This is a genomic window from Loktanella gaetbuli (genome assembly GCF_020531945.1).
Lineage (GTDB): Bacteria > Pseudomonadota > Alphaproteobacteria > Rhodobacterales > Rhodobacteraceae > Loktanella > Loktanella gaetbuli.
This window is the reverse complement of the sequence record NZ_JAJATZ010000006.1, coordinates 157,588-172,209: the sequence shown is the minus strand read 5'-3', so window position 1 is coordinate 172,209 and position 14,622 is coordinate 157,588. Positions and strand designations below refer to the sequence as shown.

Sequence of the window (14,622 nt, the reverse complement as noted above, 5' to 3'; positions counted from 1 at the left end):
CTCTTGCACCCAATATGGCAGCGGTCCCGGCCATATCCAACATCAACCGCATACATCAGGAACGAAAACGGAACAACAGGGCTCTGCCACGATTGGCCCGCGTGTTTGGGTGGACCGGCCTGCCCGCGTTGGATAAAGCAATCTCAACGCAGAACAGCAAGGAATATCCCGATGGACAACCCCGATATCGTTTACACCAAGGTCGACGAAGCGCCAGAGCTGGCCTCGGCATCCTTTTTGCCGATCATCCAGCGGTTCGCGGCAGAGGCAGGCGTCACCGTCGGCACGCGCGATATCTCGCTGGCCGGGCGCATCATCGCGACATTCCCCGAACACCTGACCGAGGCCCAGCGTCAGTCCGACGATCTGGCCTTTCTGGGCGAGCTGGTGAAAACGCCGGGTGCCAATGTCATCAAACTGCCCAACGTGTCGGCCTCTGTCCCGCAGTTGGTCGCCGCCGTCAAAGAATTGCAGGCGCAAGGCTATGCGCTGCCCGACTACCCAGAGTCCCCCGCCAGCGACGCCGAAAAGGCGATCCGCGCAAAATACGACACGATCAAAGGTTCTGCCGTGAACCCGGTCCTGCGCGAAGGCAACTCTGACCGCCGCGCTGCTGTCGCCGTAAAGAACTATGCGCAGGCCAACCCGCACCGCATGGGCGCATGGTCCGCCGACAGCAAAACCACCGTATCCACCATGGACGCCAACGATTTCCGGTCCAACGAAAAATCCGCGACGCTGGCGCAGGCCGCCACCGCCCGGATCGAACACGTCGCCCTAGACGGCACAGTGACGGTCCTCAAGGACGCAGTCAGCTACCCCGCTGGCACCGTCGTCGACGCGACATTCATGTCGGCCAAGGCGCTGGGGGCATTCCTGCTGGACCAGATCGCCGCGACCAAAGAGGCTGGCACGCTGTTTTCGATCCACCTCAAGGCCACCATGATGAAGGTGTCCGACCCGATCATTTTCGGCCACGCGGTCAAGGCGTTCCTGAAACCTGTGTTCGACACATACGCGGATGACCTTGCGGCAATGGGTGTAAACCCGAATTCCGGTCTGGGCGGTGTTCTGTCCACGATCGCAGCCTCACCCAAGGGCGCTGAAATCCAGGCCGCCATCGACGCGGTCATGGCCGACCAGCCGCCGATGTACATGGTGAATTCCGACAAGGGCATCACCAACCTGCACGTCCCGTCCGACGTTATCATCGACGCCTCCATGCCCGCGCTGATCCGTGCGGGCGGCAAGGGCTGGGGCCCCGACGGCCAAGAGGCCGACACCAACTGCGTGATCCCCGACAGCTCTTATGCCGCGGTCTATGACGAGGCCGTGAAAAACTGCATCGCCAATGGCGCGCTGGACCCTGCTACCGCAGGCACCGTGCAGAACGTCGGCCTGATGGCGCAAAAGGCCGAGGAATACGGCAGCCACCCCACAACGTTCGAAATCCCCGCCGACGGCACCGTCCGCATGGTGCTGGACAACGGCGATATCCTGCACGAACACGAGGTCGAAGCAGGCGACATCTGGCGGTCTGCCTCCACCCGGCAGGCCCCGATCGAGGACTGGGTCCAGCTGGCCATCGACCGTCAGGCGCTGGAAAACTGTCAGGCCGTGTTCTGGCTGGACGAGGACCGTGCCCACGACGCCGAGCTGCTGAAATACGTCCGTCCCCTGCTGGACAAGGCCGGTGTCGCCGACAAATTCCAGATCCTCGCCCCGCGCGAGGCGACGGCGCTGTCCTTCGACACCATCCGCAAGGGCGAGAATTCTATCGCCGTCACCGGAAACGTGCTGCGTGATTATCTGACCGACCTGTTCCCGATTCTCGAACTGGGCACATCCGCCAAAATGCTGTCCATCGTCAAACTGATGCAGGGCGGCGGCCTGTTTGAAACCGGTGCCGGTGGTTCCGCACCCAAACACGTCCAGCAACTGGTCGAGGAAAATCACCTGCGCTGGGACAGCCTAGGTGAATTCTGCGCCCTTGGCGAAAGCCTGAAATTCCTGGCACAGGTCAAGAACAACCCCAAGGCCATGGTGCTGGGCCGTGCCGTCGATGCCGCAACCCAGGGCATTCTGGACCACGACAAATCGCCAGGTCGCAAGGTCGGCCAGCCCGACAACCGCGACAGCCACTATTACTTTGCGCTGTATTGGGCGCAGGCGCTGGCAGCACAGACCGACGACGTGGAACTGGCAGCCTCCTTTGCCCCCATCGCGCAGGCACTGTCTGATGCCGAGGCACAGATCACCTCAGATCTGGCCGCAGCCCAAGGGCAGCCCGCCGACATCGGCGGCTATTACCACACAGATCCGGCCAAGACGGCGGCCGTAATGCGTCCCTCTGCGGCGCTGAACGCGATCATCGGCTGATACGACAGGCCCCGCCGGCATCATCCGGCGGGGCCATTCACGTGCGTCTCGGGAACCATTGCCTCACGCGACCGTTATCCCCGCAAGGGGGATACAGCGATGATGGACCGGACTGACGGCGACCACGACGCCAGCGGGCAGATCGTCGCCCGTGAACGCCCCGAACTGCTGATGGTTTGCGGATTTGTCGGCCTCATTGGCAGCATCGTCCCACTCTTCACCATCGTCTGGGCGGACATCGCGGCTGGCAATCATGATTTCATCGCCGATTCCATTTCCGATCTCGCGCGCGGGCCAGACCGCTTCATCATGGATTTCGGGTTCTATGCTGCCGCAGCGGGCCTGATGGCGCTGGCCATCGGTGCGGCCCACGCCCACCTGGGGCGGACCGGTTGGTCACTGGGCATCCTGGCCCTGTCACTGGCAGCACTGGTCGTGGTCATGCTGGGGTTGTGGGATGCCTTTGGCCGCACCGCCGAGGGTGACGGCATGGCCGTGCACACCCAGCTCAGCTTCATACTGGCCCCCCTCTTTCTGGTGGGGCCACTGTTCATGGCGACAGCCATCGGTGAGCTGCATCGCGGACTGCGGTGGTCTTTCGTCGCGGCCGGGGTCGTCTGGTTCGTCTTTGCAGCACTGTTCAAGCTGACCCCCGACAATATCGACGGGATCTTTGAAAAAATCGCATTCGCCAGCACGTATCTCTGGACCCTGCCACTGGCCACGGTTCTGTTTCGACGCGGCTACGACCGCAGTCACCGCTTGGCCGAGACCTGACCACGCAACGCCTGTGGCAACCGGGTCGGTTTGCCGTCCAGCGTCATGCAGACCGCCGTGACCTCGGCGCGAAACAACAGATCGTCGCCGCGCCGCACCTCTTGGTCGAACACCCAGCGGACCGGGCTTTGCGCATGATGCGTCGTAACCACCGTCAGACGATCATCAAGCCGCGCCGGGCTGACGTAATCCGCCACCACGCGGGTGACCACGAACACGATCCCCGCATCGCGCATCGCGATCTGGTTCATGCCCAACTCCTCGACCATCTCGGACCGCGCACGCTCGATGTATTTGAGGTAATTGGCGTAATAGACGATGCCGCCCATATCGGTGTCTTCGTAATAGACGCGGACAGGTAACTGATGGGTCATTGCATCTTTCCCACGCGTGCCGCCAACCGCAGCGCATGGGCCGGATCATGGGCCACCACGGGCATCACCGGATCATAGGCCGCCCGGATCACCTGCGCCACCACGGGCCGGACCACCGCCGCACCGTCCAGAATGGCCAAGGGCGACGCATCCATGAATGCGGTGTCCGACCACAACAGGATCGTCTGCACCGCCTGGCTCAGCGCCAGCGTATCCGCTGGCACCGCCTCCAGATGCTGGTCCATCCGCAGGAAAACAAAGGCCGCCTTGACCGCGCCGTCGGGATCAAAGCGGAAAATCCGGTATTGATTGGCCTGAGCCGCCTGCAACCGCGCAACCAGCGCGTCCAGCTCCGGCACCAGACGGTCCAGATGCGGGACGTCCGAAAGTTCGTGCCAGTCGCGGCAGAAAAACACCATCAGGTTCGCGCCCAGCTCGCCGTCCGTCTCCGCCATCTTGTGACCGGCCAATGCCACGATCGCCTCGATCGCTCCCTTGAACACCGACAGCGTGGCGTCATCGACACCGAACACAACCGGCACGATGGGTCGCCCCCAGCGCGCACACAGATAGGTCCCGTCGCTGCGCGTAAAATAGCCAGCCAGATCGTTCATCGCACGCCTCGTATCATCTTGCCCAAAATACTCCCGCCGGAGGCGCCCACCCGTTCAACCGAACAAATCCACCTGCCCCCTGGGCGCGTCCAGACCAAGGTGCCGCCACGCCGCCTGCGCCAGCATCCGCCCGCGCGGGGTGCGCTGGATCAGTCCCTGCTGCAACAGGTAGGGTTCGATCACATCCTCCAGGCTGTCGCGGCTTTCCGACAGAGCCGCCGATAGTGTCTCTACACCCACCGGCCCACCGCCATAGCTTTCCGCGATCAGCCGCAGGTAACGACGGTCGGCGTTGTCCAATCCCAGATCATCGACGCCCATGCGGGTCAGCGCACGATCCGCGATCCCCTTTTCCACGGTCCCATCGCCTTCGACCAGCGCAAAATCCACGACCCGGCGCAGCAGCCGTCCCGCGATCCGGGGCGTGCCGCGCGCCCGGCGTGCAATCTCGCGTGCGCCATCCGGCGTAGCAGGTGCGCCCATCAGGCGCGCGCCGCGGGTGACGATCTCGTCCAACTCCGCCACTGAATAGAATTCCAACCGCACCGGAATGCCGAACCGGTCGCGCAGCGGGGTCGTCAGCAAGCCCATCCGGGTCGTGGCCCCCACCAACGTGAAAGGTTGCAGATCAATCCGTACCGTCCGCGCGGCAGGCCCCTCGCCGATCACCAGATCCAGCGCGAAATCTTCCAGTGCCGGATACAGCACCTCTTCTACAGCCGGGTTCAGACGGTGAATTTCGTCGATGAACAACACGTCCTTGGGTTCGAGGTTCGTCAGAATCGCCGCCAGATCACCGGCCTTGGCCAGCACCGGGCCAGAGGTCATGCGAAACCCCACGCCCAGTTCGCGTGCCATGATCTGCGCCAGCGTCGTCTTGCCCAGCCCCGGCGGGCCGTGAAACAGCACATGGTCCATCGCTTCGCCACGCATCCGCGCGCTTTCGATGAATACCTTCAGGTTCGACCGCGCCTCGGCCTGACCGATAAAGGCATCCAGCGTCTGCGGGCGCAGCGCGCGGTCGCCGTCTTCGGGCAGCGGCTCTGGCCGGACGAGTGGGTCGGGATTTTCCATGGTCTACCCCTATCCCTTCGGGGCCAACAGCTTCAAGGCGGCGCGGATCACATCGCCGGTCGACATCTCGGGTGTGATGACCTCCATCACCGCGCCTGCCGCATCACCGGGCGCATAGCCCAGGTTCACCAGCGCCGACAGCGCTTCTGCCTGTGCGGGGTTCTGCGGCGGCGTCACTTTGCGCGGCGCACGCGCTGAGGTGTCCGGCTCGATCACCGTGTCGTCGTCGGGCACGGCCACGTCACCGCCGCCCATCGCCATCACGGCGGGGGCCTTGTCCTTCAGCTCGTTTGCGACGCGCTGCGCGGTTTTGGGACCCACGCCCTTGGCCTTGGCCAGCGCGTTCCAGTCGCCCAGTGCGATGGCCTTGCTGACCCCCTCTGCGCCCAGCGCACCCAGGATCGACAGCGACGCCTTGGCCCCGATCCCCTGCACTGACGTCAACAGCCGGTGCCATTCCTTTTCTACCAAGGTGGTGAACCCAAACAGTTGCAGGATATCCTCGCGCACCAGCAGGTCGGTATACAGCGCCACCGCCTCGCCGTTGCCGGGCAAGCTCGCCATGACGCGGTCGCTGACATAGACCACATAGCCCACGCCACGCACGTCGATCAGCACGTGATCCGCCCCACGATAATCGATCCGACCCGAAATTTTTCCAATCATGACGCCGCCTTTGCGATGGCGCGGGACAGATGCCCCGCCGATTGCAGATGATGGGCATGGGTAATGGCGATGGCCAGCGCGTCTGCCGCGTCGGGCCCGGCCAGTTGCACGCCGGGCAGTTGCAGCCGGACCATGTGGTCGATCTGCGCCTTGGCCGCGTGACCGACACCGACAACAGCCTTTTTCACGGCATTGGGCGCGTATTCCCCCGCCTTGATCCCCGCCTGTGCGACGACCAGTAACGCGATCCCCCGCGCCTGCCCCAGTTTCAGGGTGCCGACCGCGTCCTTGTTCACGAATGTCTGTTCGATGGCGGCCTGATCGGGGGCGTAATCCACGATTACCTGCGTCAGCGCCAGATGCAGCGCCAGCAGACGGTCTGCCAGATCGGTGCCGGTGCCGTGACAGACCCCGTTGGCCACATGCGTGATGCGACTGCCGGCGACATCGACGATGCCCCAGCCCATGTTTCGCAATCCCGGATCGACGCCCAAAACCCGCATGCCCACGCCCCTTTTGTTTTCTTTGGCCACAGGGCTAGCACAAAGCGGGAACAAACACCAAGCAAGATCAGCGCCGCACCTGTATGTCCACGCATGTCCTGCCCCGTGAACCACGCGTTTTTTGCATATGGGCCATGCGAAAATCGGGGGTTCTGATTCATAGACCGCCCAACTACGTGGCAATCATGATATTCACCGCTGCCCATGTGTGCAGCGCAAAAACCTCACAGGACGATCCAATGGCCGTAATTTCAAACTCCCGCACCTTCAACCTGCCCCGATCACTACGCTTTGCCGGCACGTTATTTTCCGCAATCGTTGCGTGGAATGACGCCCGCGTCACCCGCAAGGCCCTGTCCGGCCTGACCGCAAGAGAGCTGGACGACCTGGGCCTGACCCGCGCCGACATCGACGCTGTTGCCCGTGGCACCTACCGCTAAGCCGAAATAAAAACGACGCGACCATGTCCCGGCACGGTCGCGTCACATCTTGCCGCCTGACAGGCCCTTGCCCCTCAGTGCCGGGACGGTGCCCAGAGTCCGGCAATCGCGCTGGACACCGGATCAGGTTGCATCATCCACGCCGCAACCCGTTCGATCTGAACACCCTCGTTCAACTGTTCCAGCCGCGCGGCATAGTCGGCATCGCTCATGATCCCCATGACAAATGCCTTCATGCTGAAACAGCAGACAAGGATCAGCATCACACCACGCCACGGGAACGCCGGCCTGTACCCAACAGGTTGCGCGACAATCAGATTGTTGCCGTCGATGGTAAACGTCTTGCCGTGGCTCAACCGGCGACGGTTGGTGTATAAAACACTTTGGCTGCGGCCAAGGCCGCCTTTTGACAGACTCATTGCACTATTCCCCAGATCCCCACCCGGTCGCAGGCACATTAGCCCCCGCGCCATGATACGGGCAAGAGAAACGCCCAAATAAGCCGTTTTTCCGCCTTATTTGCAGAGCGTTATCGTCGTCCAGTCACCAATGCTGTCCCTTTGCACCTCATTGTATCCAGCGCCGACATAAACAGCCGCGACACTGTCGGCCTGTTCATTCAGAATGCCCGACAATATGGCATAGCCACCCGGCGCTGTGGCGCGGAACATCGCAGGGGCCATTGCCACCAGCGGCCCCTTCAGAATGTTGGCAAAGACCAGGTCAAACGGGGCAGCCTCATCCAGCGCGGCCGCATCGAAACCAGCGGCGACGATGCTGTCGATCCGCCCTTCCAGACCATTGGCGACCGTGTTGGCGATGCTTACTTCGACGGCTGTCGGGTCAATATCCGTTGCGATCACCCGGTTGGGGCTGATGTGGGCCGCAGCCATCGCCAGCACGGCCGTGCCCGCGCCGATATCCACCGCATTCTGCGGCACAAAGCCTTGGTCGACCAATCTGTCAAAGGCCAGCAAACACCCCAGTGTCGTGCCGTGATGCCCTGTGCCGAACGCCATCGCCGCCTCGATCAGCAGCGCGATCTTGTCATCGGGCACCTTGTCGGCATCGTGACTACCGTAGACGAAAAACCGGCCCGCAGCGACGGGCGGCAGATCGCGGCGCACCTTGGCCACCCAATCTTCGTCCGGCACCTCAGAGATGTTGAAATCTGCAGCCCCTGCGATTTTCGCCAGCACGGCCAGTTGCACCGCGTCCGGAGGGTCCGTGAAATAGGCGGCCACCTCGAACAGGCCCGATCCATCCTCGACCTCGAACACACCGATGCCCGTGGCTTCCGGGTCAAGGTGTTCCAGCCGTTCTGCCAAGTCCTCGGCCGGTGCCCGTCCGGTCGTCGTCGTCAATGCGGTCCAGGTTGTCATCGTGTCTCTCCTTTGCGCCACCGCTAGCGCGGTTCACGAAAAATCGCCAGTGGCAGCGCATTGGATCAAGTAAAGCGCTCCGCGCCCACCGACCAAACAAAAACACCGGACCCAAGGGCCCGGTGTCAAAGCGACCGTCAGAATTTACCAGTGTCAGGCAGCGGTGCCGATCGGGCAGGTCACCCCTGTGCCGCCGATCCCGCAATAGCCATTGGGGTTCTTGGACAGATACTGCTGGTGGTAACCTTCGGCAAAATAGAATTCCGGCATGTCCACGACTTCGGTCGTGATCTCACCGTAACCCGCCTGCGTCAGACGCGGCTGGAAATCCGCCTTGGTCCGTTCAGCCGCGGCACGCTGATCGGCATTCGCAACATAAATGCCCGACCGGTATTGCGTGCCAGCATCATTCCCCTGCCGCATGCCTTGGGTCGGATCATGGCCTTCCCAGAACACCTGCAACAAGTCGTCATAGCTGATCTTGCTGGGGTCGTAGACCACGCGCACGACCTCGTTGTGGCCGGTCTTGCCACTGCAAACTTCTTCGTAGGTGGCATTCGGCGTGTACCCCCCGGCATAGCCGACGGAGGTGGAATAGACGCCGTCCAACTTCCAGAACATGCGCTCCACTCCCCAGAAACACCCCATGCCGAACACGGCAATGTCCATGCCAGCGGGCACATCCTTGATGTCGGTGCCCAGCACGTGATGGGTCGTTTCGGTCGGGATCGGCTGATCGCGCCCCGGTAGGGCGTTTTCGGGGCTAACCATTTCGGACTTGGCGCGGGACATGAAAAACATGGGGGAACTCTCCTGTTCTGGATGGCTTCAATATAGGTGGGATCGGCTGCTTTTCCAGATGTCTCAGCTGGCTTGCGGCGCGGCATATCCCACCAGCCGCGTCTCGTGGCCCGGCACGGGATGGCGCGGGATCAGCAGGGCCAGACAGACCGACACCCCCGCCATGCCCGCCGCCAGACCGAACACCGCACCCGGTGACACCAGCCACAACAGCCCCAGCAGCACCGGCAGGAATACGGCCGCAATATGGTTGATCGTGAACGCCACGGCGGCCGTCGGCGCGATATCCGCCGGGTCCGCGATTTTCTGAAAATAGGTCTTCAGCGCCAGCGCCAACCCAAAAAAGATGTGGTCGATGACATAGAGCGACGCGGCGACAGCCACGCCCCAGCCAAAGAAATAGACCCCGCCGTAGGCTAGGAACACGCAAACAAGGCCAATGTATTCGAACAACAACGCGCGCTGTTCACCGAACACCGCCACGATCCGCCCCAACAGCGGTGCGATCAGCATGTTGACCACCAGCGTGATCAGAAACAGCGACGTGACCTGATGCACGTCGAACCCGAAACGTTCGACCATCATGAAACCCGCAAAAACGACAAAGATCTGCCGCCGCGCACCGGCCATGAACTGCAACGCGTAATACAGCCAGTAGCGTTTGCGCAGGACAAAGGTTTTCAACTGCGGATGCGGGGCCTCGAACTGTGGATAGGCGATCAGCGCGAACACCGCGACCGCCGCACAGAACCCACCCGACACCAGATAGACGAAATTGTAGGACAGCCCCAGCGTCTGCCAAGTCATCACGATCGCCACATAGGCCACCAGCGTCGCCCCCGACCCCGCCGCCATGATCCAGCCCAGCATCTGCGGCGCACGTGCCTTGTCGATCCATTGCAGTTGCAGTGACTGGTTCACCGTCTCAAAGTAATGGAACCCGATGCTGGACAACATCGTGATCGTCAGGATCCCACCCATCTGCGGGAACCACGCCGTCACCGCCGTCGACACCCCCAGCAACAACAATGCGACCAGCCCCAGCACCTGTTCGCGCATGACCATGATCAGCGCAATCACACCAATGGCGAAAAATCCCGGTATTTCACGTACCGTATGCAGCAGCCCGATATCCGCGCCATCGAACCCCGCGACCTCGACCACGAAATTGTTCAGCAGCGCCGACCACGTCGAAAACGCGACAGGCATGGCCATGGCCATCAGAAACAAGAGGAAAAAGGGCCTGCGCCAGAACGGCAACGTGCGGGCATCGGTCAGTTTGACAATACGCATGCCGCAGATTTAACCCCGCCTGAACGGATTGGCGAGAGGTATCAACCCGCGTGATGCACCGCCAACAAATCCGCCAGATCGGGATGCGGAAACTTGCGCGGCAACGTCACGGCGAAAAACGGCTCGATGATGCCGAGGTCAAAGGGCGCAGTCATCAGCGTGCCACCCGCGATTTCGTCCGCCACGACGACCGAGGGGGCAACGGCGACACCCACGCCTTCGCGCGCCAGCAGGCGCACCATGGCCATGTCGTCCACCAGTGCGGCGATCTGCGGCGTGACCCCCAGACGCGCGCACAGGTTTTCGAAACCCGCGCGGATCACGCTTTCCGTGGGCAGGATCATGGGTGCATGTGCCAGCAGGGCGGCCAACGACCGATGATCCATCCACGCAGGCTGGCCATGCAGCAAGACCGGTTGTTCGGCGATGCGTTGCGCTGCGAATCCCGCCTCACCCGGCACCTGGGTGGTCAACACCACGTCCAGCGCCAACCCCGCAAGATCATCCAGCAAGGTGCCATGACCACCTGATTTCAGGGTAAACGATCGTCCGGCATCCCCCAGCAACGGGGCCAGGAATTGCAGCTGGAAATTGCGCGACAACGTAGATTGCGCCCCCACCCGCAGCGGTGGCCGCGCGTCACTGGTCTGCCGCAGTACCGCCAGTAATTCATCCCCCGCGCCAAAGATCCGGTCAGCATGGTCCAACGCGATGCGCCCTGCCTCGGTCAGCACAAGCGTGCGCCCCACCCTGTCGAACAGGGCCAGTCCCAGACGGTCCTCCAGCTGCCTGATCTGCGATGACAGCGCCGATTGCGCCACATTCAGACGGTCCGCGGCCCGTCCCAGATGCCCGGTGACAGCGACCTCGTGGAAATATCGCAGGTGATGATAGTTCAAACGCTCCATCGTTCTTCTTTACAGAATGAATAGGTCGGAAATCTATATTTTTATTTATCGTTTCAGCGCCGTAATTCCCCTGCAGCCAAACAAGGAGAGCGCCATGGACACCATCATCATGATCGGCACGACGATCCTCGACCAATTTCAACAACCGACCCTCTCGTTTCTGATCGCGGGCATGATGCTCGCGGCCCTTGGCAGCCGCTTTGAAATCCCCGAACCGGTGTACAAGTTCATCGTGATCTTGCTGCTGCTCAAGGTCGGGATGGGTGCGGGCATTTCGGTCCGCAGCGCGAACCTGATCGACCTGATCGTGCCTGCCCTCGGGGCCACGGCGGTCGGCATCGTCATCGTACTGATCGGCAGCGTCACACTGGCGCGTCACCGGGGCGTATCGCAGGTCGACGGGTTGGCAACAGCGGGCCTGTTCGGCGCAGTCTCTGCCTCGACGCTGGCGGCGGGCATGGCGATCCTCGACGACAACGGGATGGCCTACGAAGGCTTCATCGGGGCGCTCTATCCGTTCATGGACATCGCAGCCCTTGTGACCGCGATCACCATGGCGAAACTCGCGGCCGCGCGGCGGGCTGTCACCGTCAGCGGCGGCGCAGGTGTGATCGCGGGCGGACCAACCGCCAAGCCGGGCAACGCGGGCACCAACGGCGGCATGGTCCGCGACATCCTCGTCGATACCTTTCAAAGCCCTGCCATCTCGGCCTTGATCGCGGGCCTTGTGCTGGGGGCATTTGCACAGCCTGAAACCGTCTATCACAGCTTCTACGAGCCTCTGTTCAAAGGCCTGTTGTCGATCCTGATGCTCATCATGGGGATGGAGGCATGGTCACGGCTGTCGGAACTGCGCAAGGTCGCCCATACCTACATCCTCTACGGCGTGACCGCCCCCTTCATCCACGGCCTCATCGGGTTCGGGGTTGGCCTTATTGCACACGAACTTACGGGTTTCAGCGGAGGCGGCGTGGTGCTTTTGTCCGTCATGGCAGCATCCAGTTCGGACATTTCGGGCCCGCCCACGATCCGGGCCGCCCTGCCAGAGGCGAACGCATCGGCCTACCTCGGCACGTCAACGGGACTGGGCACACCCGTCGCAATCCTCAGCATCCCGCTGTTTGTCGCCCTGGCCGAGGCGCTGATCTGATACGGGCCGGCGGGCGGGGCGCCTTTGCCCCGCCCGCGGGGCAAACAGCGGCGACCGGCGGCGGGTCAGTAGAAACTTTGCGGGTCGATATCGATGGCCATGCGCAGCTCGCCACGCAGTTTGAATTGCGCAGCCCAGTCGGCCAGCGCCTGCTGCAACGGCGCGCCCTTTTCCGCCTTGACCAGCAGGCGCACCCGGTGTCGCCCTCTGATCCGGGCAATCGGCGCAGGCGCGGGGCCAAAGACCTGCGCCCCGATCCGGCGCAATGGTGCATCCTGCCGCGCCATCGCCGTGCCAAGATCAAACACCTCTTGCACGTTGGTGGACGACAGCACGATGCCCGCCATGCGACCATAGGGCGGCACCCCCGCCGCCTTGCGCTCTGCCGCCTCGGCGGACCAGAACGCCTCTTCGTCGCCCGCAATCGTGGCCTGAATGACCGCATGTTCCGGCTGATAGGTCTGCAACAGCGCCTCACCGGGTTTTTCGGCGCGGCCCGCCCGGCCTGCCACCTGCCGCATCAGCTGGAACGTGCGTTCCGCCGCGCGCAAATCGGACCCCTGCAGCCCCAGATCCGCGTCGATCACACCCACCAGCGTGAGGTTGGGAAAATTATGCCCCTTGGCCACCAGCTGCGTGCCGATGATGATGTCGGCCCCACCCGCCGCGATTTCCGCGATATGCGCCTTCATCGCGCGCGCCGACCCGTAAAGGTCGGATGACAGCACCACCACACGCGCGTCCGGAAACAGTTCTGTCACCTCTTCGCCCATGCGTTCGACACCGGGCCCGACGGCGGACAGACGATCCTCGGCCTCGCAATGGGGGCAAACGGTCGGCATCGGTTTCGTCTCACCGCATTGGTGGCACATCAGGCGTTTCAAAAACCGATGTTCGACCATGCGCGCATCGCAATGGTCACAGCCGATCTGATGCCCGCAGGCCCGGCACAGCGTCACCGGCGCATAGCCACGCCGGTTGAGGAAAATCAGCGATTGTTCGCCCTTGTCGATGCGGTCCTGAATGGCCACCCGCAGGCTGGGCGAGACCCATTTGCCGCCCGGCAGATCCTCGGCCCGCATGTCGATGGCGCGCATGGTCGGCATCACCGCATCACCGAATCGCGACGTCAGGTTCAGCCGCCGGTATTTGCCCGCCTCGACATTGGCCCAACTCTCAAGGCTTGGCGTGGCAGAGGCCAGCACAACCTGCGCGCCCACCCCGGCGGCCCGCAGCACCGCCATGTCGCGGGCATTGTACAGCACGCCGTCCTCTTGTTTGTAGGACGTGTCGTGTTCCTCATCGACGACGATCAGCCCAAGGTTCTGATAAGGCAAAAACAGCGCCGACCGCGCCCCCACGACCATCTGCGCATCGCCCTGCCCGATCATCCGCCAGACCCGGCGACGCTCCGTCTGCGTCACACCCGAATGCCATTCCGCCGGACGCGCCCCGAACCGCGCCTCGACCCGATCTAGGAATTCACCCGTCAGCGCGATTTCGGGTAGCAGCACCAGCGCCTGTCGCCCCTGCCGCAGACATTCGGCGACGGCCTCCAGATAGACTTCGGTCTTGCCCGATCCGGTGACACCCTTCAGCAGGGTCGTGCCATAGGTCTGCGCCTTGATCCCGTCACGCAGGACGGCGGCACCCGCCTCTTGATCCTCGGTCAGCGTCTTGCCGCCATAATCGGCGTCCAGCAGCGGATAGGGCACATCACGCGGCGCGTCCTCTTCACGTACCACGCCTTGCTTTGCCAACCCCTTGACGACCGACGTACCGACGCCCGCCATGTCGGCCAGCTCCTTGCCGGTGAACGACAACCCGCCATAGTCACGCAGCACCTCGATCACGCGGGTGCGGGCATCGGTCAGTCGCGTGGGTTCCGCGTCGCCCAGGCGGTAGACCTTGCGCATGCCCGGTGCATCGCCCAGCCCCGGCGCACGGGTTGCCAGTCGCAGCATCTGGTCCAGCGGTGTCAGCGTATAATCCGCCGCCCGCGTCAGGAAACTGCGCATCTCGTCGCGCATCGGGGCCACGTCCAGCACGCGGATCACCGACCGCACCTTGGCATAGTCGTAATCACCCGCGCCCACCTGCCACACCACGCCCAGCACCTTGCGCGGGCCAAGGGGAACTTCGACGAAAGCGCCTAAAAAACAGCCGCCCTCGGGTGCCTTGTAATCAAGCACGCGGCCCAATGGCTGTGCTGTCAGCACGCCGATCAACTGGCCTTCGTGGAAATGAGAGGGTGTCATGGT

Annotated in this window: 15 protein-coding genes; 4 read left to right on the top strand and 11 right to left on the bottom strand. The window is 62.9% G+C overall.

Annotated features, from left to right (window positions below):
• The first annotated feature begins 171 nt into the window (after positions 1 to 171).
• Both LGQ03_RS13270 and LGQ03_RS13265 read left to right on the top strand, forming a co-directional pair.
• Complete coding sequence (locus LGQ03_RS13270) at positions 172 to 2,379, top strand: NADP-dependent isocitrate dehydrogenase (protein ID WP_226748789.1); 2,208 nt, start codon at positions 172 to 174, stop codon at positions 2,377 to 2,379.
• Positions 2,380 to 2,478: 99 nt separating this feature from the next.
• Positions 2,479 to 3,156: a DUF998 domain-containing protein gene (locus tag LGQ03_RS13265; protein WP_226748788.1), complete on the top strand. Its 678-nt coding sequence runs from the start codon at positions 2,479 to 2,481 to the stop codon at positions 3,154 to 3,156.
• On the opposite strand, the gene ybgC is transcribed toward LGQ03_RS13265, so the two are convergent.
• The 5 genes from ybgC to ruvC are packed head-to-tail and all read right to left on the bottom strand — an operon-like array spanning position 3,135 to position 6,387.
• A complete protein-coding gene (ybgC, locus tag LGQ03_RS13260) occupies positions 3,135 to 3,530 on the bottom strand; it encodes a tol-pal system-associated acyl-CoA thioesterase (protein ID WP_226748787.1) in 396 nt (131 codons plus the stop codon). The two genes, LGQ03_RS13265 and ybgC, sit on opposite strands and share 22 nt — an antisense overlap.
• A complete protein-coding gene (locus tag LGQ03_RS13255) occupies positions 3,527 to 4,144 on the bottom strand; it encodes a hypothetical protein (RefSeq protein ID WP_226748786.1) in 618 nt (205 codons plus the stop codon). The genes ybgC and LGQ03_RS13255 overlap by 4 nt, the downstream gene beginning before the upstream one ends.
• Before the next feature lie 54 nt (positions 4,145 to 4,198).
• Positions 4,199 to 5,218 carry a Holliday junction branch migration DNA helicase RuvB gene (ruvB, locus tag LGQ03_RS13250; protein ID WP_226748785.1) on the bottom strand — a complete coding sequence of 340 codons (1,020 nt, stop codon included), beginning with the start codon at positions 5,216 to 5,218 and terminating at the stop codon, positions 4,199 to 4,201.
• 9 nt (positions 5,219 to 5,227) lie between these two features.
• Complete coding sequence (gene ruvA / locus LGQ03_RS13245) at positions 5,228 to 5,884, bottom strand: Holliday junction branch migration protein RuvA (RefSeq protein ID WP_226748784.1); 657 nt, start codon at positions 5,882 to 5,884, stop codon at positions 5,228 to 5,230.
• Positions 5,881 to 6,387: a crossover junction endodeoxyribonuclease RuvC gene (ruvC, locus tag LGQ03_RS13240; protein ID WP_090158643.1), complete on the bottom strand. Its 507-nt coding sequence runs from the start codon at positions 6,385 to 6,387 to the stop codon at positions 5,881 to 5,883. The genes ruvA and ruvC overlap by 4 nt, the downstream gene beginning before the upstream one ends.
• A 239-nt stretch (positions 6,388 to 6,626) precedes the next feature.
• Here ruvC and LGQ03_RS13235 point away from each other — a divergent pair, with 239 nt between their 5' ends.
• On the top strand, positions 6,627 to 6,827 hold the full coding sequence (locus LGQ03_RS13235; RefSeq protein WP_090158642.1) for a DUF1127 domain-containing protein: 201 nt from the start codon (positions 6,627 to 6,629) through the stop codon (positions 6,825 to 6,827).
• A gap of 74 nt (positions 6,828 to 6,901) precedes the next feature.
• Here the strand turns inward: LGQ03_RS13235 and LGQ03_RS13230 are convergent, their stop codons facing one another.
• The 5 genes from LGQ03_RS13230 to LGQ03_RS13210 form a co-directional block, all read right to left on the bottom strand.
• Positions 6,902 to 7,246, bottom strand: coding sequence for a hypothetical protein (locus LGQ03_RS13230; RefSeq protein ID WP_090158641.1), 345 nt, complete (start codon positions 7,244 to 7,246; stop codon positions 6,902 to 6,904).
• Positions 7,247 to 7,342: 96 nt separating this feature from the next.
• Entirely contained in the window at positions 7,343 to 8,209 is an 867-nt protein-coding gene (locus LGQ03_RS13225) for a 50S ribosomal protein L11 methyltransferase (RefSeq protein ID WP_226748783.1), read from the bottom strand.
• A gap of 153 nt (positions 8,210 to 8,362) precedes the next feature.
• On the bottom strand, positions 8,363 to 9,010 hold the full coding sequence (gene msrA, locus LGQ03_RS13220; protein ID WP_226748782.1) for a peptide-methionine (S)-S-oxide reductase MsrA: 648 nt from the start codon (positions 9,008 to 9,010) through the stop codon (positions 8,363 to 8,365).
• Positions 9,011 to 9,073: 63 nt separating this feature from the next.
• The gene (locus LGQ03_RS13215; RefSeq protein WP_226748781.1) at positions 9,074 to 10,303 is read right to left on the bottom strand and encodes an MFS transporter; all 1,230 of its coding nucleotides are present in this window, start codon (positions 10,301 to 10,303) and stop codon (positions 9,074 to 9,076) included.
• Between the two features lie 41 nt (positions 10,304 to 10,344).
• Positions 10,345 to 11,211 (bottom strand): LysR family transcriptional regulator, encoded by an 867-nt coding sequence (locus LGQ03_RS13210; RefSeq protein WP_226748780.1) that lies wholly within the window; start codon positions 11,209 to 11,211, stop codon positions 10,345 to 10,347.
• 94 nt (positions 11,212 to 11,305) lie between these two features.
• On the opposite strand from LGQ03_RS13210, the gene LGQ03_RS13205 reads away from it, so the two are divergent.
• Positions 11,306 to 12,361 carry a sodium-dependent bicarbonate transport family permease gene (locus LGQ03_RS13205; protein WP_226748779.1) on the top strand — a complete coding sequence of 352 codons (1,056 nt, stop codon included), beginning with the start codon at positions 11,306 to 11,308 and terminating at the stop codon, positions 12,359 to 12,361.
• Positions 12,362 to 12,426: 65 nt separating this feature from the next.
• Here LGQ03_RS13205 and LGQ03_RS13200 read toward each other — a convergent pair whose 3' ends face one another.
• Positions 12,427 to 14,619, bottom strand: a complete 2,193-nt coding sequence (locus LGQ03_RS13200; RefSeq protein WP_226748778.1) for a primosomal protein N' — start codon at positions 14,617 to 14,619, stop codon at positions 12,427 to 12,429.
• Positions 14,620 to 14,622: the final 3 nt, after the last annotated feature.

Excerpts from the sequence above, each read along its gene's own strand:
- LGQ03_RS13270 (WP_226748789.1), top strand. The coding sequence starts at position 172 with ATGGACAACCCCGATATCGTTTACACCAAGGTCGACGAAGCGCCAGAG.
- LGQ03_RS13265 (WP_226748788.1), top strand. The coding sequence starts at position 2,479 with ATGATGGACCGGACTGACGGCGACCACGACGCCAGCGGGCAGATCGTC.
- ybgC (WP_226748787.1), bottom strand. The coding sequence starts at position 3,530 with ATGACCCATCAGTTACCTGTCCGCGTCTATTACGAAGACACCGATATG.
- LGQ03_RS13255 (WP_226748786.1), bottom strand. The coding sequence starts at position 4,144 with ATGAACGATCTGGCTGGCTATTTTACGCGCAGCGACGGGACCTATCTG.
- ruvB (WP_226748785.1), bottom strand. The coding sequence starts at position 5,218 with ATGGAAAATCCCGACCCACTCGTCCGGCCAGAGCCGCTGCCCGAAGAC.
- ruvA (WP_226748784.1), bottom strand. The coding sequence starts at position 5,884 with ATGATTGGAAAAATTTCGGGTCGGATCGATTATCGTGGGGCGGATCAC.
- ruvC (WP_090158643.1), bottom strand. The coding sequence starts at position 6,387 with ATGCGGGTTTTGGGCGTCGATCCGGGATTGCGAAACATGGGCTGGGGC.
- LGQ03_RS13235 (WP_090158642.1), top strand. The coding sequence starts at position 6,627 with ATGGCCGTAATTTCAAACTCCCGCACCTTCAACCTGCCCCGATCACTA.
- LGQ03_RS13230 (WP_090158641.1), bottom strand. The coding sequence starts at position 7,246 with ATGAGTCTGTCAAAAGGCGGCCTTGGCCGCAGCCAAAGTGTTTTATAC.
- LGQ03_RS13225 (WP_226748783.1), bottom strand. The coding sequence starts at position 8,209 with ATGACAACCTGGACCGCATTGACGACGACGACCGGACGGGCACCGGCC.
- msrA (WP_226748782.1), bottom strand. The coding sequence starts at position 9,010 with ATGTTTTTCATGTCCCGCGCCAAGTCCGAAATGGTTAGCCCCGAAAAC.
- LGQ03_RS13215 (WP_226748781.1), bottom strand. The coding sequence starts at position 10,303 with ATGCGTATTGTCAAACTGACCGATGCCCGCACGTTGCCGTTCTGGCGC.
- LGQ03_RS13210 (WP_226748780.1), bottom strand. The coding sequence starts at position 11,211 with ATGGAGCGTTTGAACTATCATCACCTGCGATATTTCCACGAGGTCGCT.
- LGQ03_RS13205 (WP_226748779.1), top strand. The coding sequence starts at position 11,306 with ATGGACACCATCATCATGATCGGCACGACGATCCTCGACCAATTTCAA.
- LGQ03_RS13200 (WP_226748778.1), bottom strand. The coding sequence starts at position 14,619 with ATGACACCCTCTCATTTCCACGAAGGCCAGTTGATCGGCGTGCTGACA.